General features: G+C 71.2%; 17 protein-coding genes. 2 read left to right on the top strand and 15 right to left on the bottom strand.

The window, feature by feature from the left end; all coding sequences use genetic code 11:
- Window positions 1–115: 115 nt before the first annotated feature.
- Window positions 116–1,531, bottom strand: coding sequence for an MFS transporter (locus ACQEUU_RS35785; RefSeq protein ID WP_433074847.1), 1,416 nt, complete (start codon window positions 1,529–1,531; stop codon window positions 116–118).
- A gap of 103 nt (window positions 1,532–1,634) precedes the next feature.
- Here ACQEUU_RS35785 and ACQEUU_RS35780 point away from each other — a divergent pair, with 103 nt between their 5' ends.
- Window positions 1,635–2,519 carry a helix-turn-helix transcriptional regulator gene (locus ACQEUU_RS35780; RefSeq protein ID WP_433074844.1) on the top strand — a complete coding sequence of 295 codons (885 nt, stop codon included), beginning with the start codon at window positions 1,635–1,637 and terminating at the stop codon, window positions 2,517–2,519.
- Here the strand turns inward: ACQEUU_RS35780 and ACQEUU_RS35775 are convergent.
- Together ACQEUU_RS35775 and ACQEUU_RS35770 are read right to left on the bottom strand one after the other, a co-directional pair.
- Window positions 2,506–3,753, bottom strand: coding sequence for an MFS transporter (locus ACQEUU_RS35775; RefSeq protein WP_433074841.1), 1,248 nt, complete (start codon window positions 3,751–3,753; stop codon window positions 2,506–2,508). The two genes, ACQEUU_RS35780 and ACQEUU_RS35775, sit on opposite strands and share 14 nt — an antisense overlap.
- A 345-nt stretch (window positions 3,754–4,098) precedes the next feature.
- Window positions 4,099–4,746, bottom strand: coding sequence for a TetR/AcrR family transcriptional regulator (locus tag ACQEUU_RS35770; protein WP_433074838.1), 648 nt, complete (start codon window positions 4,744–4,746; stop codon window positions 4,099–4,101).
- A gap of 90 nt (window positions 4,747–4,836) precedes the next feature.
- Between ACQEUU_RS35770 and ACQEUU_RS35765 the strand changes: the two genes are divergently transcribed.
- The gene (locus tag ACQEUU_RS35765; protein ID WP_433074835.1) at window positions 4,837–6,204 is read left to right on the top strand and encodes a DHA2 family efflux MFS transporter permease subunit; all 1,368 of its coding nucleotides are present in this window, start codon (window positions 4,837–4,839) and stop codon (window positions 6,202–6,204) included.
- A gap of 42 nt (window positions 6,205–6,246) precedes the next feature.
- Here the strand turns inward: ACQEUU_RS35765 and araA are convergent, their stop codons facing one another.
- The 12 genes from araA to ACQEUU_RS35705 all read right to left on the bottom strand — a co-directional run bounded on the left by araA (window position 6,247) and on the right by ACQEUU_RS35705 (window position 20,973).
- Entirely contained in the window at window positions 6,247–7,701 is a 1,455-nt protein-coding gene (gene araA, locus ACQEUU_RS35760) for an L-arabinose isomerase (protein WP_433074832.1), read from the bottom strand.
- A complete protein-coding gene (locus tag ACQEUU_RS35755) occupies window positions 7,698–8,345 on the bottom strand; it encodes an L-ribulose-5-phosphate 4-epimerase (RefSeq protein WP_433074829.1) in 648 nt (215 codons plus the stop codon). The genes araA and ACQEUU_RS35755 overlap by 4 nt, the downstream gene beginning before the upstream one ends.
- On the bottom strand, window positions 8,342–10,015 hold the full coding sequence (gene araB / locus ACQEUU_RS35750; RefSeq protein ID WP_433074826.1) for a ribulokinase: 1,674 nt from the start codon (window positions 10,013–10,015) through the stop codon (window positions 8,342–8,344). The genes ACQEUU_RS35755 and araB overlap by 4 nt, the downstream gene beginning before the upstream one ends.
- A 58-nt stretch (window positions 10,016–10,073) precedes the next feature.
- Window positions 10,074–11,066, bottom strand: a complete 993-nt coding sequence (locus ACQEUU_RS35745; protein WP_433075461.1) for a LacI family DNA-binding transcriptional regulator — start codon at window positions 11,064–11,066, stop codon at window positions 10,074–10,076.
- Between the two features lie 124 nt (window positions 11,067–11,190).
- Window positions 11,191–12,453, bottom strand: coding sequence for a multiple monosaccharide ABC transporter permease (gene mmsB, locus ACQEUU_RS35740; protein ID WP_433074823.1), 1,263 nt, complete (start codon window positions 12,451–12,453; stop codon window positions 11,191–11,193).
- 6 nt (window positions 12,454–12,459) lie between these two features.
- Window positions 12,460–13,989 (bottom strand): multiple monosaccharide ABC transporter ATP-binding protein, encoded by a 1,530-nt coding sequence (mmsA, locus tag ACQEUU_RS35735; protein WP_433074820.1) that lies wholly within the window; start codon window positions 13,987–13,989, stop codon window positions 12,460–12,462.
- A gap of 58 nt (window positions 13,990–14,047) precedes the next feature.
- Window positions 14,048–15,166 carry a multiple monosaccharide ABC transporter substrate-binding protein gene (chvE, locus tag ACQEUU_RS35730; protein ID WP_433074817.1) on the bottom strand — a complete coding sequence of 373 codons (1,119 nt, stop codon included), beginning with the start codon at window positions 15,164–15,166 and terminating at the stop codon, window positions 14,048–14,050.
- Between the two features lie 186 nt (window positions 15,167–15,352).
- The gene (yjfF, locus tag ACQEUU_RS35725; protein ID WP_433074814.1) at window positions 15,353–16,339 is read right to left on the bottom strand and encodes a galactofuranose ABC transporter, permease protein YjfF; all 987 of its coding nucleotides are present in this window, start codon (window positions 16,337–16,339) and stop codon (window positions 15,353–15,355) included.
- Window positions 16,336–17,349 carry an ABC transporter permease gene (locus ACQEUU_RS35720; protein ID WP_433074811.1) on the bottom strand — a complete coding sequence of 338 codons (1,014 nt, stop codon included), beginning with the start codon at window positions 17,347–17,349 and terminating at the stop codon, window positions 16,336–16,338. Before ACQEUU_RS35720 ends, yjfF begins: the two co-directional genes overlap by 4 nt.
- Window positions 17,349–18,857 (bottom strand): sugar ABC transporter ATP-binding protein, encoded by a 1,509-nt coding sequence (locus ACQEUU_RS35715; protein WP_433074808.1) that lies wholly within the window; start codon window positions 18,855–18,857, stop codon window positions 17,349–17,351. The genes ACQEUU_RS35720 and ACQEUU_RS35715 overlap by 1 nt, the downstream gene beginning before the upstream one ends.
- Window positions 18,858–18,914: 57 nt before the next feature.
- Entirely contained in the window at window positions 18,915–19,913 is a 999-nt protein-coding gene (locus tag ACQEUU_RS35710; protein ID WP_433074805.1) for an ABC transporter substrate-binding protein, read from the bottom strand.
- A gap of 76 nt (window positions 19,914–19,989) precedes the next feature.
- Window positions 19,990–20,973, bottom strand: coding sequence for a LacI family DNA-binding transcriptional regulator (locus ACQEUU_RS35705; protein WP_433075458.1), 984 nt, complete (start codon window positions 20,971–20,973; stop codon window positions 19,990–19,992).
- Window positions 20,974–21,038 lie beyond the last annotated feature (65 nt).

Genomic DNA, 21,038 nt, shown 5'->3' with positions numbered 1-21,038 from the left:
CGCCATCCAGCCGACAGGTGAGGAACTGCGTGACGACCTCCCCCGGACTGCCGTATCCGAGCGAAGCCTTGTCACGTGAAGCGCCTCCAGACAAAGCGCCAGCGCGCGGAGCCGTTCACGCGGGAGTCTTGGGAACGCGCAGGAAGCACGCGACGAGGAGTCCGGCGGCCACGGCCACCCCGGCGTTGACGCCGATCGCGAAGCGCAGCCCGGGCAGCAGCGTCGCGGCCGCCCAGCCGGTGGCGAGCGCGGACATGACCGGGGTGCCGAGGGTGATGCCGACCTGCTGGCTCATGGTGACCAGCCCGGTGGCCAGGCCCTGCTGCTCGCCAGGGACGCCGGCGGTCGACAGCACGGTGTAGCCGACGATCGCGACGAGGTTCGCCACGCCACCGAGGAAGGTGAGGACCAGCAGGGGTACGAGCCAGCCGCGGTCGTCGCCGACGAAGGCGAGGGGCAAGGTGGTGGCGGCCTGGACGACGAAGCCGGCGACGATGGCGGTCCTCGCGCCGGTCCTGCCGATGACCTTCGGCGCGACCAGCCCGCCGAGGACGGTGCCGATGCCGAGGACGGCGAGGATCAGCCCGGCCGTCACGGCGGTGTGGCCGAGGATCTCCTGGAGGTAGAGGGTCAGCAGGAACACCAGCGAGGTCTCGGTCGCGAAGGCCAGGAGGCCCGCGAGGTTGCCCCAGGCGACGGTGCGCCGCTTGAGCAGGGCCGGCGCCACGAGGGGTTCATCGATGCGGGACTCGACACCCCAGAAGACTGCGAACAGGACGACCGCCGTCAGGATCGGCCCCCAGGCGCCGGCGTGCGTCCATCCTGCGTGGCCCGCGGTGTCGATGCCGAGCACGAGGGCGACCAGGGCCAGGGTGACGGTGATCGCGCCGGGGGCGTCGAGCTTCGGCCGGCGACCCGCAGGCGGCTCGCGCAGCACGAACGGGGCGACAGCGATCACGGCGACGGCGATGACGACGTTGATGAAGAACGCCCACCGCCAGCTCACCGTGCCGGTGAGGACGCCGCCCAGCACGGCTCCCGTGGTGAATCCCGCGGCCATGAGGGCCCCGTTGAGGCCCAGAGCCCGGGAGCGGGCCGGGCCTTCCGGGAGCATCGTGGTCATCAGCGACAGCGCGGCCGGAGTGACCATCGCGGTGGCGATGCCCTGGCCGGCCCGGGCGGTCAGCATCAGGGCCGGGTCCTGGGCGAGCCCCCCGGCCAGAGAGGAGACGCCGAGCAGGACGATCCCCGCCAGGAAGAGCCGCTTGCGTCCGAACAGGTCGGCGACGCGGCCGAAGAACAGGGTGAACCCGGCGGCGCAGAGCGCGAAGGAGGTCACGATCCACTGCAGGGCCGCGGTGGCGAATTCGAGGTCGCGGCCGATGTGGGGCAGGGCGACGTTCAGGATCGAGAAGTCCACGGCGAGGGTGAAGTTCGCCGTGAGCAGCAGGGCCAGCGCGATCTTCTGCGGCCCGGTGAAGCGGTCGGCGCTCGCTGCTGACGGTGGTGCGGAGATGCCGGTAGTGGTCATGCCGTCCAGGCTCGGGCGCGGCGAGGCGGGCAGCCAGCCCACCCGGTTGCCTAGCACTGGCAGGGACAGGCTCGGCCGGCGCCCGGTGCGGGAGAATGGGGACGTGGAACGACTGTCTCTGGACACAGTGACCCGGCCCCCGGACGTGGAGCGGCCCAGGACCGAGCTCGGGGAGTTCCTGCGCTCCCGCCGTGACCGGCTGACCCCGGAGGCCGCCGGCCTCCGCACCTATGGCCGGCGCCGGGTGCCCGGCCTCCGCCGTGAGGAGCTGGCGCAGCTCGCCGGCGTGTCGATGACGTACCTGACCAGGCTCGAACAGGGGCAGTCGCAGAACGCCTCCGACGCGGTCATCGACGCCCTCGCGCGGGCGCTGCGGCTGGACGCCGACGAGCGGACCCACCTGTTCGCCCTCGCCCGTCCCAGGCCGGTCAGGCGTCGCCGCGCGCCGAAGCCGGAGGCCGCCAAGCCGGGCGCCGCGCGGCTGCTGCGGGCGATGGACGACGTGCCCGCGGTGCTGCTGGGCCGGTTCAACGACATCCTGGCCTGGAACCGCGCCGGGCATCTCCTGCTGGCGGGCCATCTCGACGTCGACGCCCCGGGCCGGGCCGCCGACCGGCCCAACCAGATCAGGATGCTGTTCCTCGACGAGCACACCCGCGACCTCTACGCCGACTGGCGGGACGAGGCGGCCCTCGCGGTCGCCTCGCTGCGCTACGTCGCCGCCCAGTTCCCCGACGACCCGCGCCTGGCCCGGCTGGTGGGCGAGCTGTCCATGAACAGTCCCGCGTTCGCCTCGCTGTGGGCCGGTCACGCCGTCAGGCTCTGCACCAGCGGCACCAAGCGCTTCCGCCACCCCGCCGTCGGCGAACTGACCCTCGCGTACGAGGTCCTCCACCTTCCCGAGGGCGACGGGCAGCGCATCCTCACCCACACCGCCGATCCCGGCAGCGCCTCGTTCGCGGCCCTGCGGCTGCTCACCTCGACCTGACCGTACGAGAACCGCGCGAGCGCCCGGCGACCCGCGCTCGCCCGTCCATCCAGCGGGCGGCCACCATGACGGCCACCCCCAGCGTGGCGAGCACGGCGCCGGTGACGGCCGGGCTCCGCAGCCCGTGCCCGGCGGCGATGGCCGCCCCGGCGAGGCTGACGCCGACCGTGTTGCCGAGGTTGAACGCGGCGATGTTCGTCGCCGAGGCCAGCGTGGCCGCGCCCGTCGCGTGCCGGAGCACCCGCGCCTGCAGGCCCGGCACCGTGGCGAACCCGACCAGGCCCAGCAGCGCCAGGCCCGCCGCGGTCGGCACCGGCAGCGACGCGACCGCGCCCAGGGCGAGGATCACGATCGGCAGCATGATCGACAGCACCAGCACCGCGCCGTCCGCGTTCCGGTCCGCCGCCTTACCGCCCACGAGGTTCCCGGCGAACAGCCCGACGCCGAAGAGCACCAGCAGCCACGGGATCGCCGCCGCCGAGTACCCGGTGACCTCGCGGAGCAACGGCTGGATGTACGTGAACACCCCGAACATGCCGCCGAACACCAGCGCGGTCGTCAGCAGCGAGGCCAGGACCTGCGGTCGGGCCAGCGCCCGGAACTGCCGCCCGAGCGGAAGCTGGTCCCGCTCCGGCTCGGTCCTCGGGACCAGGCCGGCGACCCCGGCCAGGGCGAGGACGCCGATCAGGCCGATGATCCAGAACACGGTGCGCCAGCCCACCTGCTGACCGACGAACGCCCCGGCCGGGACGCCCAGCACGTTCGCGACGGTGAGCCCGGCGAACAGGGCCGCCACCGCGGAGGCCCGCCTCGTGGGCGGCACGAGGGAGCCGGCCAGCACGGCGCCGATGCCGAAGTAGCCGCCGTGGGCGAGCGCGGCGACGATCCGCCCCGCGAACATCACCCCGTAGTCCGGCGCCCAGGCCGACAGCGCGTTGCCCGCGACGAAGAACGCCAGCAGCAGCATCAGCGCGTGTTTCGGCGGCCGCCGCATCAGGAACGGCGTGACGATGACCGCCCCGGGGATCACCGCGAGCGCGTAGACGCCCACGAGATGCCCCGCCGCGGTGATCGTCACGCCCAGGTCGCCGGCCACCTCGCTCAGCAGCCCCGCGATGACGAACTCGGTCAGCCCGATCCCGAACCCGCCGAGGCTGAGCGCGAGCAACGCCGCCGTCGTCCGGCGGGTGGACGGCTGCTCGCCGGTGTGCGTGGTGCTCGTGTCAACGGTCATGCGCCCTGCCTTCTCGTCGCTGTCGAACGGCGCGGCCCGGTCGCGACCGGGCCGCTCGTCCACCCTCCGTCCGAGGGCGGGAAGGCAGCCAGCACACCGAGTTGACCAGCATCGGCGTGACCAGCATCGGCGTGACCAGCATCGGCGTGACTAGCATCGGCAGGGACACCCACGCTTTGCCGCCGTCGACACCCGCCTGGACCGCATGGACGTGCGGTTCGGCCGGATCGAGGCCGGGCTCGAGAAGATCCTGGTCGCCGTCGCCGGGGCGGCCGGCTGATCAGGGAGTACGCGAGGCCGCTCGCCGGTCGGTGAGATCGGCGAGGTGGCCCCCTCCACAGGGGATCACGCGCGGATGGCCCGTTCCTGGGACACGGGCGGGTCCGCTGCGAAGGCGCGGAGGAAGGTGTCCACGGCCGCGTGGGCGATCGTGACGAGATCGTCGTCCGGAGGGGAGCCCACGGGCCAGCGCAGGTCGGCGGGGCCCGTGAGCAGCGCGATGAGTTGCTCGGCCGCCAGCGAGGGGTCCGCCCCGCGCAGGCGGCCCGCGAGCGCGAGCCGGGCCAGGCGGTCGGCGAGGGCTTCGGTGACGCGATGGCCGGAAGGGCCGCGCACCAGGGAGAGCAGGCCGGGGAAGCGCGCCGTCTCGGCGTGCAGGAGGCGGCGGACCGCGCGGGAGCGCTCGTCGCAGTGGCACCGCAGCAGGTCGAGCGCCACCTCTTCCAGCACGGCCCGCAGGTCGTCGCCGGGGTCGGCGAGGCGGTCGAGGGTGGCCAGGTGGCGGGCGACGGCGGCGCCGGTGGCGGCGGTCATCGCCTCGCGGAACAGCGTGGCCTTGTCGGTCAGGTGGTTGTAGACGGTGGGCTTGGCGACCCCGGCCTCGTCGGCGATCTCCTGGACGCAGGCCTGATCGTAGCCCCGGCGGGCGAAGACGGTGATCGCGGCGTCGAGGATGGCCTGCCGCTTGTCGATGCGGCCGCGGGCGGTGGGCATGGACATCATTCTAGTGCGGGACTGAACTCGCGGGTTCATTGCTACTGACCAGACTGTTAAGTTGAACCCATGTGTTCAAATCTGTCGCGATTGGTCGGAGTCGTCCTGCTGGGCGGGATGCTCGGCATCCTCAACAGCACGATGGTCGCCGTCGGGATCGACGCCCTCGCCGCCGCGTTCGGCACCTCGCTCAGCGCGATCGGCTGGGTGTCGACCGGCTTCCTGCTGGCCGTGACCGCCGCCATCCCGGTCACCTCGTGGGCCGTCGACCGGTTCGGCGCGCGGCGGCTCTGGCTGTTCGGGCTGCTGGTGTTCCTCGCCGGCTCGCTCGGCGCGGGGCTGGCCTGGGACACCGGCAGCCTCATCGCCTTCCGGGCGGTCCAGGGGCTCGGCGCGGGCGTCCTCGACCCGCTGGTGCTCACCCTGCTCGCCCGCGCGGCCGGGCCGCACCGGGCCGGGCGGGTGATGGGACTGATGGGCGTGGTGCTGTCCCTGGGTCCGGTCCTCGGGCCGCTGGCCGGAGGGGCGCTGCTGCAGGCGTTCTCCTGGCAGTGGATGTTCCTGCTGAACGTGCCGGTCGGGGTGGTCGCCTACCTGCTGGCGCTGCGGGTGATCCCGGCCGACGATCCGCCGGCCGGGCGGCGGGCCCGGCTGGACGTGACGGGGGTGGCGCTGCTCGCGCCGGGGTTCGCGGCGCTCATGCTGGCGCTGTCGCAGGCGGCCGAGCAGGTCGCGTTCGGGGTGTGGCAGGTGCTCCTCCCGCTCGCGGCCGGCGTGGCGCTGCTGGGCGGGTACGGGCTGCACGCGCGCCGCGGGGAGCCGCTGATCGACCCGCGGTTGTTCGCCCGGCGCTCGTTCAGCGCCGCGGTGGTGGTGATGGGGCTGGTCGGGCTGGCCACGTTCGCCACCCTGTTCGCGCTGCCGCTGTACTTCCGGCAGGTGCACGGGGTGGGGGCGCTGGCCGCCGGGATGCTGGTGGCGCCGGTCGGCGCGGGCGCCGCGGTGGCGATGCCGCTGGCCGGACGGCTGTCGGACCGGCTCGGCGCGCGTGGCCTGGCGCTGGGCGGCGCGGCGGTGGCGCTGGTCAGCGCGCTGGTCTTCACCCGGGTCGGCCCCGGCACCGGATGGCTGTGGCCGGTGCTCGCGGGCTGCGCGATGGGGCTCGGGCTGGGCTTCGTGGGCGCGCCGACGATGGGCTCGCTCTACCGGCTGCTGCCCGCGCCGCTGATCCCGCAGGGCAGCGCCGTGCTGTACATGCTCAACCAGCTGGGCGCGGCCCTGGGCATCGCGGTGGTCACGCTCATCGTGCAGACGGCCGGCGATCCGCTGGGCGGGCTGCGGGGCGTCTTCTGGTTCGCCCTGGCCATGGTCGCCGTCATCCTCGCGGCGGTCCCCCTGCTCCCCGGCCGCCCGGCCCCCGAAGCGCGGGCGGCCACGGAGCGGGTGGGATCCGGCTGACGCGCCCCGGCGGCCACCGCTCCGGTGGCCGCCGGGCCGCCGTCAGAAGCCCTGGGCCAGGCGGTAGTAGGCCTGGTTCCAGCGGATCTCCTTGGCGAACTGGCGCGGCGTGGTGTCGGCGTCGATGACGAGCAGTTCGACGGCGAGCATCTCGGCCAGATCTGTCAGCTCCTCGACCCCGACGGCCGTGGACAGCACCGTGTGGTGCGGGGCGCCGGCGGTGAGCCAGGACTCGGCCGAGGTGCGCAGGTTCGGGCGGGGGCGCCAGACCGCACGGGCGACCGGCAGCGCGGGCAGCGGCTGCGGCGGCGCGACCAGGTCGATCTCGTTGGCCACCAGCCGGAACCGGTCCCCCATGTCCGCCAGGCCGACCACGACGCCCGGCCCCGGGGTGGCGTCGAAGACCAGCCGGACCGGGTCCTCCCTGCCGCCGATGCCCAGCGGGTGGATCTCGCACGACGGGGTGCCTGAGGCGATCGTCGGGCACACCTCCAGCATGTGGGCGCCGAGGATGAGCTCCTCCCCCGGCGTCAGATGGTAGGTGTAGTCCTCCATGAACGAGGTGCCGCCGGGCGCCATCGCCTTGAGCGTGCGCAGCAGCACCGACGTCTTCCAGTCGCCCTCGCCGCCGAAGCCGTACCCGTCGGCCATGAGCCGCTGCACCGCCAGGCCGGGCAGCTGGCGCAGCCCGCCGAGGTCCTCGAAGTTGGTGGTGAACGCCTTGAAGCCGCCGCTCTCCAGGAAGTGGCGCAGGCCCAGCTCGATCCTGGCCGCGTAGCGCAGCGACTCGCGCCGTTCGCCGAGCAGCTCGGGCGCCACCCGGTAGAGCTCCTCGTACTCCTTGACCAGCTTGTCGACGTCGGCGTCGGCGGCCGCGTCGACCGCCTCGACCAGGTCGTTGACCCCGTAGGTGTTGACGGAGACGCCGAAGCGGAGCTGGGCCTCCACCTTGTCGCCCTCGGTGACGGCCACGTCCCGCATGTTGTCGCCGAACCTGGCCAGCTTGAGCGTGCGCAGCTCGGCCAGGCCGGAGGCGGCGCGAGCCCAGGACAGGACGCGCTCGGCCACGGCCGGGTCGCTGACGTGGCCGGCCACGGTCTTGCGGGCCACGCCGAGCCGGGTCTGGGCGTACCCGAACTCGCGGTCGCCGTGCGCGGCCTGGTTGAGGTTCATGAAGTCCATGTCGATGGAGGCCCACGGCAGCTCCACGTTGGCCTGCGTGTGCAGGTGGAGCAGCGGCTTGCGGAGCGCGTCCAGGCCGGCGATCCACATCTTGGCCGGGGAGAACGTGTGCATCCACGCGATCACGCCGGCGCAGGAGTCGTCGGCGTTGGCCTCCAGCATCACCCGCCGGATGGCGGCCGCGTCGGTCAGGACCGGCTTCCACTGCACGGGCACCGGCAGCGCCTCGGCGATGCGCTGCGACTGCTCGGCGACCTGCCGCAGCGTGTCCTCCCCGTACAGCCCTTGGCTGCCGGTCAGAAACCAGATGTTCAACGCGGGCTCCTCTGTCCGTAGACGTTCTGGTAACGGTCGTACAGCCGGTCGACGTACTCCGGCTTGATCGGCAGGGGCTCGCCGAGCTGCCTGGCGACGTGGACGGTCCGGGCGACGTCCTCGCACATCACGGCGGCCTTCACCGCCGCCTTCGGGTCCTTGCCGATGGTGAAGACGCCGTGGTTCTGCATGAGCACGGCGGGTGAGCGGTGGCCGGCGAGCGTGGCCACGATGCCCTGGCCGATGGAGTCGTCGCCGATGAGCGCGAAGGGGCCGACGGGGATCTCGCCGCCGAACTCGTCCGCCATCGCGGTGAGCACGCACGGGATCGGCTCGCCCCTGGCCGCCCACGCCGAGGCGTAGGTGGAGTGGGTGTGCACGACGCCGCCCACCTCGGGCAGGTGCCGGTAGACGTACGCGTGCGCGGCGGTGTCGCTGGACGGCGCGTGGTCGCCCTCGACGAGGTTGCCGTCGAGGTCGCAGACGACCATGTTCTCCGGGGTCAGCTCGTCGTAGGAGACGCCGGAGGGCTTGATGACGAACAGGTCCTCACCGGGGATCCGGCCGGAGACGTTCCCGGCGGTCCAGGCGACCAGGCCGTAGCGGACCAGCTCCGCGTGCAGGGTGGCGACCGTGGTCCTCATGAGGTCGCCTCGTTCCTGATGGCGCGCAGGGTGTGCAGCATGCGTCCGTCTCCGAAGTGGTCGTGCAGGTTGCGGTACTCGGCGTACAGCCGGTCGTAGGCGTCGGCCCTGGCCTCGTCGGGCAGGTACGCGGCCTCGGTGCGCTTGCCCATGGCGGCGGCCGCCTTCTCGATGTCGCCGTAGGCTCCGGCGGCGACGGCGGCGTGGATGGCCGAGCCGAGCGCCGGGCCCTGGTCGGAGCCGATGACCGACAGCGGGCGGCGCAGCACGTCGGCGTAGACCTGCATGAGGAAACGGTTCTTCAGCAGGCCGCCGGCCACGACGAACTCCTCGACCGGGACGCCCGCCCGTTCGAAGGTCTCGACGATCATGCGGGCGCCGAAGGCGGTGGACTCGATGAGCGCCCGGTAGACGTCCTCGGGCCGGGTGGCGAGGGTCTGGCCGACGATGACGCCGGACAGGTTGTGGTCCACGAGGACCGAGCGGTTGCCGCCGAACCAGTCGAGGGCGACCAGGCCGTGCTGGCCGACGGCCTGCTTCTCGGCCAGCGAGGTGAGGTACTCGTGCGCGTTCATCCCCTGGGCGGCCGCCGCCTCGGCGTACCCGGCGGGGACGTGGGCGTCGGCGAACCAGGCGAAGATGTCGCCCACCGCGGACTGGCCGGCCTCGTACCCCCACAGGCCGGGCACGATGCCGTCGCGCACCACGCCGCACATGCCGGGCACCTCGGCGAGCCGGTCGCTGGGCATGATGTGGCAGGTGGAGGTGCCCATGATGGCCACCATCTGGCCGGGTCGGACGGCGTCCGCGGCGGCGGCGGTGACGTGCGCGTCCACGTTGCCGACGGCGACGGCGATCCCCTCGGGCAGGCCGGTCCAGGCGGCGGCCTCGGCGGTGAGTGCGCCGGCGAGGCCGCCGAGCGCCGCCAGGGTGACCCCCGCGATCTTCTCGCCGACCTGCCCGGTGGCGAGCTTCGCGGTGAAGCCGGCGAAGCCGGGGTTCAGCTCGGCCAGGAAGTCCTCGGCGGGGTAGCCGTCGTCCTGGAGGATGCCCTTGTAGCCGGCGGTGCAGACGTTGCGGCTCTCCACCCCGGTGAGCTGCCAGATGATCCAGTCGGCGGCCTCGATCCACCGTTCGGCCGCGGCGTAGGTCTCCGGGTCCTCCTCCAGGACCTGCAGCGCCTTGGCGAACTCCCACTCGGAGGAGATCTTGCCGCCGTAGCGGGGCAGCCAGCTCTCGCCGCGCCGGGCGGCCAGCTCGTTGATCCGGTCCGCGTGCGGCTGGGCGGCGTGGTGCTTCCACAGCTTGGGCCAGGCGTGCGGCCGCTCGGGGGTCCGCAGGCAGAGCGGGGTGCCGTCGGCCGTGGCCGGCAGCACGGTGCACGCGGTGAAGTCGGTGCCGATGCCGATCACCTCGCCGGCGGGGACTCCCGCCGCGTCGAGGGCGGCCGGCACGGCCACGCGCAGCACGTCGATCCAGTCCTGCGGCGACTGCAGGGCCCAGTCGGGGCCGAGCCGCACGCCGGAGCCCGGGAGCTCCCGCTCGATGACGCCGTGCGCGTACTCGTGCACGGCGCTGCCGAGCTCCGCGCCGTCGGACACGCGGACGACGACGGCGCGCCCGGACAGCGTGCCGAAGTCCACTCCGACCACGTACTTGTTAGCGTTCACACTGAACTCCCCAGGGGATTCGTACGGGGCCTAGCCCCCGCATAGGACACGGCATGTATCACGGCACCCGCGCCGCGGCGGCCGTGCTGGACCTGACGACGAACCCGGGCGGCACGACAAGTCGCTCGCCCGCGCCCGCCCCCGAGTCGATCTGCCGGAGCAGCACCTCGATGCAGTGCCGGCCCACCTGGTCGAAGTCCTGCCTGACCGTGGTGAGCGGGGGCGAGAAGAACGCCGACTCGGGGATGTCGTCGAAGCCCACGACGCTGATCTGGTCGGGTACCTTCACTCCTTCCTCGGAGAGCGCGCGCAGCACGCCCAGCGCCATCTGGTCGTTGGCCGCGAAGACGGCGGTGACGCCGTCCATCGCGGCCAGGGTCCTGCCCGCCTCGTAGCCGGCGTGCGGGCTCCAGTCGCCGGCCAGCGGCTCGGGCACCGGCCGGCCCGCCTCCTCCAGCGCGGCCCGCCAGCCCTCCAGCCGGCCCTCGGTCTCCAGCCAGTCGGGCGGGCCGGTAACGTGGTGGACGGTCCGGTGACCCAGCTCCAGCAGGTGCCGCGTGGCCAGCCTGGCGCCCTCGGCCTGGTCGATGCAGACCACCGAGACGTCACTGCGGTGGCTGCCCTCGACCGCGACGGCGGGGGTGCCCGACGGCAGGTTCTCCAGCGCCGAGCCGGCCGAACGCCGCGGCGCCACCACCACGACCCCGTCCACCCCCTGACCGGACAGGTAGTCGATGGCGTCGCGGACGCTGTCGACGTCGAGGGTCTTCAGGCTCACGATGCTCACGAAGTAGCCGGCGGTCCTGGCCGCCTGCTCGATCCCGTAGATCGTGCTGGCCGGGCCGTAGAGGGTGGTGTCGAAGCTGACCACGCCGAGCATCCGGGACCGCTTGGTGACCAGGGCTCGGGCGGCCAGGTTGCGCCGGTAGCCCAGCCTGGTGATCGCCTGCTCCACCCTGGCCCGGGTGTCGGCCCGGACGTTGGGGTGGTCGTTCAGCACCCGGGAGACCGTCTGGTGCGACACGCCGGCTTCCCTGGCCACGTCGGCCATCACGGGCGGGCGGCGCTTGGGCGGCGCTCCCACGGTCTCTCCTCTCTGCGGGTCCGGGGCGGGTACGGGGCGGGTACGGGACGTGGGCCGCGACGTGGGCCGCGACGTGGGCCGGGGCCGGCGGTCAGCCGGCGGCGCCCGCGCGGCGCTTGGTCCACACGTCGAAGGCGACGGCGGCCAGCAGCACGAGGCCCTTGACGAGCATGACCCGTTCGCTCGGCGAGCCGATCAGGGACATGCCGTTGTTGATCACCGCCATGATGAGGCCGCCGGTGATGGCCCCGACCACCTTGCCGACGCCGCCCTGGACGGCCGCGCCGCCGATGAAGGCCGCGGCGATGGCGTCCAGCTCGAAGGCGTTGCCCGCCGTCGGGCCCGCCTGGTTGAGCCGGCCGGCGAAGATGATGCCGGCGATGGCCGCCAGCACGCCCATGTTGACGAAGATCCAGAAGACGACCTTCTTGACCTTGACGCCGGACATGACCGCGGCCTGCAGGTTGCCGCCGATGGCGTAGATCTGCCGGCCGAACACGGTCTTGTTGGCCAGCAGCGAGTAGCCCAGCACCAGCACCGCGAGGAGGACCAGCACCCAGGGCAGGTTCTTGAACCGGGCGAGCTGCACGACCAGGAACATGATGAGCGCGGCCCCGGCGGCCATCTTGAGCGCGAACAGCGCCAGCGGCTCCACGTCCTGCCCGTAACCGGCCCTGGCCGAGCGGGTGCGCCACTGGGACACGACCATGCCGGCGATCGCGGCCAGCGCGACCAGCAGGCTGAACAGGTCGGCGCCGCCCAGCGGGCCGAGCCCGACGTTGCCGAGGTAACCGGGGGTGAAGCCGTTGGCCAGGGTGCGGACCTGGTCGGGGAACGGGCCGATGCCCTGGTTGCCGAGCACGGTGAGGGTCAGTGCGCGGAACAGCAGCATGCCCGCGAGCGTCACGATGAACGCCGGGATGCCGAAGTAGGCCACCCAGTACCCCTGCCAGGCGCCGATCAGGGCGCCGGCGGCGATCGTGAGGATCAGGGCCAGCGGCCACGGCATGCTCATGTTGACCATGAGCACCGCGGCGAGCCCGCCCGTGACCGCCACCACCGACCCCACTGACAGGTCGATGTGCCCGGCGATGATCACCAGGATCATCCCGATCGCGAGGATCAGGATGTAGGAGTTCTGGACGATGATGTTGGAGATGTTCTGGGGTGTCAGGAGCGCGCCGTCGGTGAGGATCGAGAAGAGCACGACGATCAGCGCGAAGGCGATGTAGATGCCGCTCGCCCGCAGGTTGAGCGACATTCCGCCCAGAGAGATGCGGCCCGGCCGCCTGGGCTCTTCCGGTCCGCCGCCCTTGGCGCCGGCCGTGACGGCGGCGGGCGTGGTGCTGCTCATGTGGAGCTACTCCTGTCCCTTGGTCATCAGTTGCATGAGGCGTTCCTGCGTGGCTTCCCGCCGCGACAGCTCACCGGTGACGCGCCCTTCTGAGAGCGTGTAGACGCGGTCGCACAGGCCCAGCAGCTCGGGCAGCTCCGAGGAGATCACCAGCACCGCCTTGCCCTCGTCGGCCAGCCGGTTGATGATCGTGTAGATCTCGTACTTGGCGCCGACGTCGATGCCGCGCGTGGGCTCGTCGAGGATGAGCACGTCGGGCTCGGTCAGGATCCACTTGGAGAGCACGACCTTCTGCTGGTTGCCGCCGCTGAGCTTGCCGACGACGCTGGACACGCTGGGCGCCTTGATGTTCATGCTCTTGTGGAAGCGCCGGGCGACCGCGTACTCCTCGTGCTCGTTGACCCAGCCGCGCCGTGACAGGCCGCGCAGGCCGGCCGCGGAGATGTTGCGCTTGATGTCCTCGATGAGGTTGAGCCCGTACCGCTTGCGGTCCTCGGTGGCGTAGGCCAGGCCGTGCCGGATCGCGTCCTGCACGGTGCGGATCTCGACCTGCTTGCCGTCCTTGTAGATCCTGCCGGAGATGTTGACCCCGTACGTGCGGCCGAAGACGCTCATCGCCAGCTCGGTCCGCCCGGCGCCCATGAGGCCGGCCAGTCCGACGATCTCGCCGCGCCGCAGCGTGAGCGAGGCGCCGTCGACGACCTTGCGGCCGGGCTGGCTGGGGCTGTGGACGGTCCAGTCCTCGATGCGCAGCGCCTCCTCGCCGATCGTGGACTCGTGCGGCGGGAAGCGGTTGTCGAGGGCGCGGCCGACCATGCCGGAGATGATCCGGTCCTCGGTCACCGCGTCGGTCGCCATGTCGAGCGTCTCGATGGTGCGGCCGTCGCGGATGATCGTGACGGCGTCGGCGATGGCGGTCACCTCGTTCAGCTTGTGGGAGATGATCACGCAGGTGATGCCCTCGTCGCGCAGCCCGCGCAGCAGGTCGAGCAGGTGCGCGGAGTCGTCGTCGTTGAGCGCCGCGGTCGGCTCGTCGAGGATGAGCAGCTTCACCTCCTTCGACAGCGCCTTGGCGATCTCCACGAGCTGCTGCTTGCCGACTCCGAGGTCGGAGACGACGGTCGTCGGGTTCTCCCGCAGGCCCACCCGCTTCATCAGCAGGCCGGCCTCGTAGTTGGTGCGGTTCCAGTCGATGATCCCGCGCCTGGCCCGTTCGTTGCCGAGGAAGATGTTCTCCGCGATCGACAGCTGCGGGCTGAGCGCCAGCTCCTGGTGGATGATGACGATGCCCGCGTGCTCGCTGTCGCGGATGCCGCCGAACGCGCACCGCGCGCCGTCGAAGTGGATCTCGCCCTCGTACGTGCCGTGCGGATAGACGCCGGACAGCACCTTCATCAGCGTCGACTTGCCGGCGCCGTTCTCGCCGCAGATGGCGTGGATCCGGCCGCGCCGCACGGAAAGGTTGACGTCCTGCAGCGCCTTGACGCCGGGGAAGGTCTTGGTGATCCCGGTCATCCGCAGAATGTGGTCGGTCATGTGTCGAAGCCCCTCGGTCAGGGGCTCCGGGGGACGCGCCGTCCCCCGGAGCACGGCCCTACTTGAGCTGGTCCTCGGTGTAGTAGTCGCCGCCGACGATGATCTCCTTGTAGTTCGTCTTGTCGACGATCACCGGGTCGAGCAGGTACGAGGGGACGACCTTGTTGCCGTTGTCGTAGTCCTTCTCGTTGTTGACCTCGGGCTTCTGGCCCTTGAGCACGGCGTCGGCCATCTTGACGGTGGTCTCGGCGAGCTTGCGGGTGTCCTTGAAGATCGTCGAGTACTGCTCGTCCGCGATGATCGACTTGACCGAGGCGAGCTCGGCGTCCTGGCCGGTCACGATCGGGTAGGGCTGGCCGCTGGTGCCGTAGCCGCTGCTCTTGAGCGCCGACAGGATGCCGATGGACAGGCCGTCGTACGGGGAGAGCACGCCGTCGACCTTGGTGTCACCGGTGTAGGTCTTGGTGAGGATGTCCTCCATGCGCCGCTGCGCGGTGGCCGGGTCCCAGCGCAGGATCGCGGCGGTCTTGAAGTCGGTCTGGCCGCTCTTGACGACGAGGGTGCCGTCGTCGATCTTCGGCTGGAGCACCGACATGGCGCCGTTCCAGAAGAACGTGGCGTTGTTGTCGTCGGGCGAGCCGCCGAACAGCTCGACGTTGAACGGGCCCTTCTCGCCCTTTTCCATGCCGAGGCCCTGGAGGAGGGAGGTGGCCTGCTGCACGCCGACCTTGAAGTTGTCGAAGGTGGCGTAGTAGTCGACGTTCGGGCTGTTGCGGATCAGGCGGTCGTAGGCGATGACCGGGATCTTGTTGTCCGCCGCCTGCTGGAGCTGGGAGGTGAGCGCGGTGCCGTCGATCGAGGCCACGATCAGCAGCTTGGCGCCCTTGGTGATCTGGTTCTCGATCTGGTTGGCCTGGGTGGGGATGTCGTTCTCCGCGTACTGGAGGTCGACCTGGTAGCCGAGCGCCTCCAGCTGCTTCTTGACGTTGTCGCCGTCGTGGATCCACCGCTCGGACGACTTGGTCGGCATCGTGACGCCGACCAGCCCGCCGGAGGCGCCGCCCTCGGCGGCCGAGGTCGCTTCGGCGTCGACCGTCTTCTGACTGGAGCCGCAGGCCGTCATGGTGGCGGCGAGCGCGATCGCGGTGACCACGCCCCCGATCCGTCCCAACCTCATCGTGTGCTCTCCTTGCATGAAAGATCACGGCAGCGGGGGCTGCGCGTGAGTGGTAACGGTTCCCCAAGAAGGGATGAACCAGAACAAAACTCTCATCTGTTGCCCGTGATTGTTATCGCTAACAACCATGGTGTCAATGGATCCCGGTAACCTCCTGGTAACGTTCACATGGTATCTCCTCGCAGGTCAGAGGCGTGACCTCGCCGAGAACAGCCGCTGCAGCAGGATGAAAGCGAACAGCAGGAGGCCGATGACGATCTTGGTCCACCAGGAGCTCAACGTGCCCTCGAAGCTGAGGATGGTCTGGATCAGGCCCAGCACGAGCACGCCCAGCACGGTGCCCAGGAGGAAGCCTGTCCCCCCGGTGAGCAGGGTCCCGCCGATGACCACCGCCGCGATCGCGTCCAGCTCCATGCTGACCGCGTGCAGGCCGTACCCGGAGAGCATGTAGAGCGACAGCACGAGCCCGCCGAGCGCCGAGCAGAACCCGGAGATCGTGTAGACCGCCACCTTCGTCCGGCCCACGGGCAGGCCCATGAGCAGCGCCGACTGCTCGCTGCCGCCGGTGGCGTAGACCGCCCGGCCCAGCCGCGTGTAGTGCAGCACGTACGCGGCCACCAGCACCACGACCGCCGCGATGACCACGCTCGGCGAGATCCACAGATCCGCGAACAGGTCCAGCCGGGTCTGCGCGAAGACGGTGAACGTGGGATCGGTGATCGGGATGGACTCCGTCCCGATCGTGTAACACAGTCCCCTGGCCAGGAACATCCCGGCCAGCGTGACGATGAACGGCTGGATGTCGAAGGCGTGGATCAGGTAGCCCATCACCAGGCCCAGCCCCGAACCGACCAGCAGCACCAGCGGCACCACCACGTACGGCGGCCAGCCCGGCCCGGACATCAGGCTCGCGGCGATCATCGTGGACAGCGCCACCACCGAGCCCACCGACAGGTCGATGCCGCCGGTGAGGATCACGAACGTCATCCCGACGGCCACGATCAGCAGGAACGCGTTGTCGATGAAGACGTTCAGCACGATCTGCCCGGTGGCGAACCCCTCGTAGCGGACGCCGCCCGCCAGGAACATGGCCGCGAACAGGCAGGCCGTCACCAAGACCGGCACGTACTTGGCGGGGATCGTCCTGTGCCCGCCGAGGCTGAGCGTGCTCACGTGCTCACCCGTACCTTCTCCTCGTTCACCGGCTGGGTCGGGGCGGTCCCGCCGCGGCGGCGGAACACCTTGTCGCGGAAGGCCTGCGACTGGATCAGGCATACCGCGGTCACCACGAGCGCCTTGAACAGCAACGTGGTCTCCGGCGGCACGCCGACGGAGTAGATCGTGGTCGTCAGCGTCTGGATGATCAGCGCCCCGATCACCGTGCCGCCGAGCGAGAACCGGCCGCCGGCCAGCGACGTGCCGCCGATCACCACGGCCAGGATGGCGTCCAGCTCGATCCACAGGCCGGCGTTGTTGCCGTCGGCGCTGGACACGTTGGAGCTGATCATCAGCCCCGCCACGCCCGCGCAGAGTGCGGCGAACGCGTACACCATGACGATGATCCCGCGTGCCCTGATGCCGGCCAGCCTGCTCGCCTCGGCGTTGCCGCCGACCGACTCGATGAGCACGCCGAGGGCCAGCCGCCGGGTGAGGAACGCGGTGATCGCCAGCACGACGAGCACGATGAGGATGCCGAACGGCACGGTCAGCAGGTAGCCGCCGCCGATGAGCTTGTACGCGGGCTCGTTGACGGTGATGATCTGCCCGTCGGTGATCAGCTGGGCCAGGCCGCGCCCGGCCACCATGAGGATCAGCGTGGCGATGATCGGCTGGATGCCGACCGCCGCGACCAGGAACCCGTTCCAGGCGCCGAGTAGCAGGCACAGCCCGAGCGACAAGGTCACGGCGACGAGCACGCCCTGGTCCTGGCTGATCTGCAGGCAGGCGAGCGCGGCGCCGATGGCCACCACCGAGCCGACCGACAGGTCGATGCCGCCGGTCGCGATGACCAGCGTCATGCCCAGCGACACCAGGATCAGCGGGGCGCCGAACCGCAGGATGTCGATCAGGCTCCCGTACAGGTGGCCCTCGCGGAGCTGGATGGAGAAGAAGCCGGGGGTGAAGATCACGTTGACCAGTAACAGCACGGCCAGGATCAGGATCGGCCACAGCAGGCGGCGCATCAGGTCCGGCCTCCGCTCGCGATGGTCTCCATGATCACTTCCTTGGTGAGCTCGTCGTCGTTGGGCAGTTCGGCGATCAACCGGCGGTCGCGCAGCACCGCGACCTTGTGGCTGAGCCGCAGCACCTCCTCCAGTTCGGCAGAGATGAACAGCACCGCCACGCCGCCGTCGGACAGCTCGGCGACCAGCCGCTGGATCTCGGTCTTGGCGCCGACGTCGATGCCGCGGGTGGGCTCGTCGAGGATGAGCAGCCGCGGCTCCAGGATCAGCCAGCGGGCCAGCAGCACCTTCTGCTGGTTGCCGCCGCTGAGGTTGCGCACCGGGATCTCGGGGTTGGGCGGGTTGATCCGCAGCGCCTTGACGTACTTGGCGACCAGCTGGTCCTGCTGCTCGCGCGGCACCGGCCTGGTCCAGCCGCGGGTGGCCTGCAGGGCCAGGACGATGTTCTCGCGGACGGTGAGGTCCTCGATCAGGCCGTCGGTCTTGCGGTTCTCCGAGCAGAAGGCGATCTTGTGGTTCATCGCGGCGCGGGGGGTGCGCAACGTGACCGGCTCGCCCCTGACCGCGAGCTGCCCGCCGGAGGCGTGGTCGGCGCCGAACAGCAGCCGGGCGACCTCGGTGCGGCCGGAGCCGAGCAGCCCGGCCAGCCCGACGACCTGGCCCTCGTGGATGGTCAGCGAGAACGGCTCGATCGCCCCGGGCCGGGTCAGCCCGCGCGCCTCGACCAGCGGCCGGGTGAAGGTTCTGGCCTCACCGTGCAGCTTCTCCAGCGCCTCCAGCTCCTGGCCGATCATCTTGGCGACCAGCTCGACCTGGCTGAGCTCGCGGGTGAGGTACTCCCCCACCAGCCGCCCGTTGCGCAGGATCGTCATCCGGTCGGAGATCTCGTACACCTGGTCCAGGAAGTGCGTGACGAAGAGGATGGCGATGCCCTCGTCCTTGAGCCTGCGCATGACCCGGAAGAGCTGCCCCACCTCGTCGGCGTCCAGGCTGGAGGTGGGCTCGTCCAGGATCAGCACGCGGGCCTCGACGTCGAGCGCGCGGGCGATGGCCACCATCTGCTGGATGGCCAGCGAGTACGACGACAGCGGCGCGGAGACGTCCAGGTCGAGCTCCATCCGCGCCAGCAGCGCCCTGGCGCGGGCCCGCATCCGCTTCCAGTCGATGCGGCCGAAGCGGCGCGGCTCGCGGCCGATGAGGATGTTCTCGGCCACGGACAGGTTCGTGCAGAGGTTGACCTCCTGGTAGACGGTGCTGATCCCGGCCTGACGCGCCTCCAGCGGGCTGGCGAAGGCGGCGGGCCGCCCGTCCAGCTCGACGGCCCCCTCGTCGGCCGGGTGCACGCCGGTCAGCACCTTGATCAGGGTGGACTTGCCCGCGCCGTTCTCGCCCATGAGCGCGTGCACCTCTCCGGGCAGCAGCCGCAGGTCCACGCGGTCGAGGGCGCGCACGCCCGGGAACTGTTTGCCGATCCCGCTCATCCGCAGGACCGGCGCGGGTGCGTCCATCCGGCGCCCCTTCCTTCCGGACCGGGCCGGCCGCGCGGCCGGCCCGGTCGTCCACGGTCAGTACTGGCGGCTGGGCAGAGCTTCCTTGGCCTGCTCCTGGGTGAACGTGGTCTCCTCGGTCACCACGCGGGCGGGCACGCTCTCCCCGGCGACGACCTTCTTGGCCAGGTCCATCAGCTGCGGGCCGAGCAGCGGCGAGCACTCGACGATGTAGTTGATCTTTCCGTCGGCGAGCGCCTGCATCCCGTCCTTGACGGCGTCCACTGTGATGATCTTGATGTCCTTGCCGGGCACCTTGCCCGCGCCCTCGATCGCCTCGATCGCGCCGAGGCCCATGTCGTCGTTGTGGGCGTAGAGAACGTCGATGTCCGGCTGGGCCTTCAGGAAGGCGTCCATGACCTCCTTGCCCTTGGCCCTGGTGAAGTCACCGGTCTGCGAGGCGACGATCTTGAACTTCTGGTCGGCGCCGATGATCTCGGCGAACCCCGCCTTGCGGTCGTTGGCCGGGGCGGAGCCGGTGGTGCCCTGCAACTCGACGATGTTGACGGTATCGCTGCCGTCCTTGTACTCCTCGACCAGCCACTGGCCGGCCTTCTTGCCCTCCTCGACGAAGTCCGAGCCGAGGAAGCTCTTGTAGAGCGAGGTGTCCGCGGAGTCGACGGCCCGGTCGGTCAGGATGACCGGGATCTTCGCGTCCTTGGCCTCCTTGAGCACGGTGTCCCAGCCCGACTCCACGACCGGCGAGAACGCGATGACGTCCACCTTCTGCTGGATGTAGGAGCGGATCGCCTTGATCTGGTTCTCCTGCTTCTGCTGGGCGTCGGAGAAGCGCAGCGTGATGCCGGCCTCCTTGGCGGCCTCCTGGACGGACTTGGTGTTCGCGGTCCGCCAGCCGCTCTCCGCGCCGACCTGGGAGAAGCCCATGACGATCGCGTCGCCGCCACCGCCGCCGCCTCCTTCCGTGCCGCCGCTGCCGCCGCTGCCACCGGTGCCGCATGCCGCCAGCGCCGCCGCGGTCAATCCGGCGACGACCAGCGTCGAGATCCTCTTCAACACGTGGGGGGTGTCCTTTCTGGGGTTGTGAGCGCTAACACGAGAGGCGTGCGAGCGCCGTCCTGCCGGCGGCCCTGGCTCAGCGCCCGGCCGTGCTGACGCGGGGGACGAACGCGGGAGGGACGACGAGCCGCTCGCTTGCCTGCGACCCGCCGGCCTCGATCTGCCGCAGCAGCACCCCGATGCTGTGCCGCCCGACCGCGCCGAAATCCTGCCTGATGGTGGTGAGCGGGGGCGAGAAGTACGCCGACTCGGGGATGTCGTCGAAGCCGACGACGCTCACCTGACCGGGCACCTTCACCCCCTTCTCGGTGAAGGCCCGCAGCACGCCCAGCGCCATCTGGTCGTTGGCCACGAAGACCGCCGTGACCCCGGGCATGCCGGCCAGGCTGCGCCCGGCCTCGTAACCGGAGCGCGGGCTCCAGTCGCCGGCCAGCGGCTCGGGGACCGTCCGGCCCGCCCGCTCCAGCGCGGACCGCCAGCCGATCACCCGGCCCTCGGCCTCCAGCCAGTCGCCCGGCCCGCGTACGTGCCAGACCGTCTCGTGACCCAGCTCCAGCAGGTGCTCGGTGGCGAGCCTGCCGCCCTCGACCTGGTCCACGCAGACCACCGGCACGTCACCGGCCTCGCCGCCCTCGACCGCCACCGCCGGGATGTCGAGCGGCAGGTCGGCCAGCGCCTGGGCGGCCGACCGCTGCGGCGCGACCGCCACGATGCCGTCGACGCCCTGGTCGGCCAGGTAGTCGAGGGCGTCGCGGACGCCGGTCTTGTCGATGGACTTGAGGCTGACGATGCTGATGAAGTAACCGGCCGCCCTGGCCGCCTGCTCGATGCCGTACACCGTGCTGGCCGGGCCGTAGAGCGTGGTGTCGAAGCTGACCACGCCCAGGGTCCTGGAGTGCTTGGTGACCAGCGCGCGGGCGACGAGGTTGCGGCGGTAGCCCAGCTTGTCGATCGCCTCCAGCACCCGGGTCCGGGTCTCGGCGCGCACGTTGGGGTGGTCGTTGAGGACGCGTGAGACCGTCTGATGGGAAACGCCGGCCTCCTTGGCCACGTCCGCCATGACCGGCAGACGGCGTCCTCGGGCAGTTCCCACGGCCGTGCTCCTTTCGGGCTTGGCACGACTGT

The sequence above is a fragment of the Nonomuraea sp. CA-218870 genome, from assembly GCF_050936535.1.
Lineage (GTDB): Bacteria > Actinomycetota > Actinomycetes > Streptosporangiales > Streptosporangiaceae > Nonomuraea > Nonomuraea corallina.
Note: the sequence above shows the minus strand (reverse complement) of the source record. Positions and strands in the feature narration are given on the sequence as shown.

Bases quoted from the DNA above. Each gene is read 5' to 3' on its own strand.
- ACQEUU_RS35785 (WP_433074847.1), bottom strand. From the start codon at position 1,531: ATGACCACTACCGGCATCTCCGCACCACCGTCAGCAGCGAGCGCCGAC.
- ACQEUU_RS35775 (WP_433074841.1), bottom strand. From the start codon at position 3,753: ATGACCGTTGACACGAGCACCACGCACACCGGCGAGCAGCCGTCCACC.
- ACQEUU_RS35770 (WP_433074838.1), bottom strand. From the start codon at position 4,746: ATGCCCACCGCCCGCGGCCGCATCGACAAGCGGCAGGCCATCCTCGAC.
- ACQEUU_RS35755 (WP_433074829.1), bottom strand. From the start codon at position 8,345: ATGAGGACCACGGTCGCCACCCTGCACGCGGAGCTGGTCCGCTACGGC.
- ACQEUU_RS35745 (WP_433075461.1), bottom strand. From the start codon at position 11,066: ATGGCCGACGTGGCCAGGGAAGCCGGCGTGTCGCACCAGACGGTCTCC.
- mmsB (WP_433074823.1), bottom strand. From the start codon at position 12,453: ATGAGCAGCACCACGCCCGCCGCCGTCACGGCCGGCGCCAAGGGCGGC.
- mmsA (WP_433074820.1), bottom strand. From the start codon at position 13,989: ATGACCGACCACATTCTGCGGATGACCGGGATCACCAAGACCTTCCCC.
- chvE (WP_433074817.1), bottom strand. From the start codon at position 15,166: ATGAGGTTGGGACGGATCGGGGGCGTGGTCACCGCGATCGCGCTCGCC.
- ACQEUU_RS35720 (WP_433074811.1), bottom strand. From the start codon at position 17,349: ATGCGCCGCCTGCTGTGGCCGATCCTGATCCTGGCCGTGCTGTTACTG.
- ACQEUU_RS35715 (WP_433074808.1), bottom strand. From the start codon at position 18,857: ATGGACGCACCCGCGCCGGTCCTGCGGATGAGCGGGATCGGCAAACAG.
- ACQEUU_RS35705 (WP_433075458.1), bottom strand. From the start codon at position 20,973: ATGGCGGACGTGGCCAAGGAGGCCGGCGTTTCCCATCAGACGGTCTCA.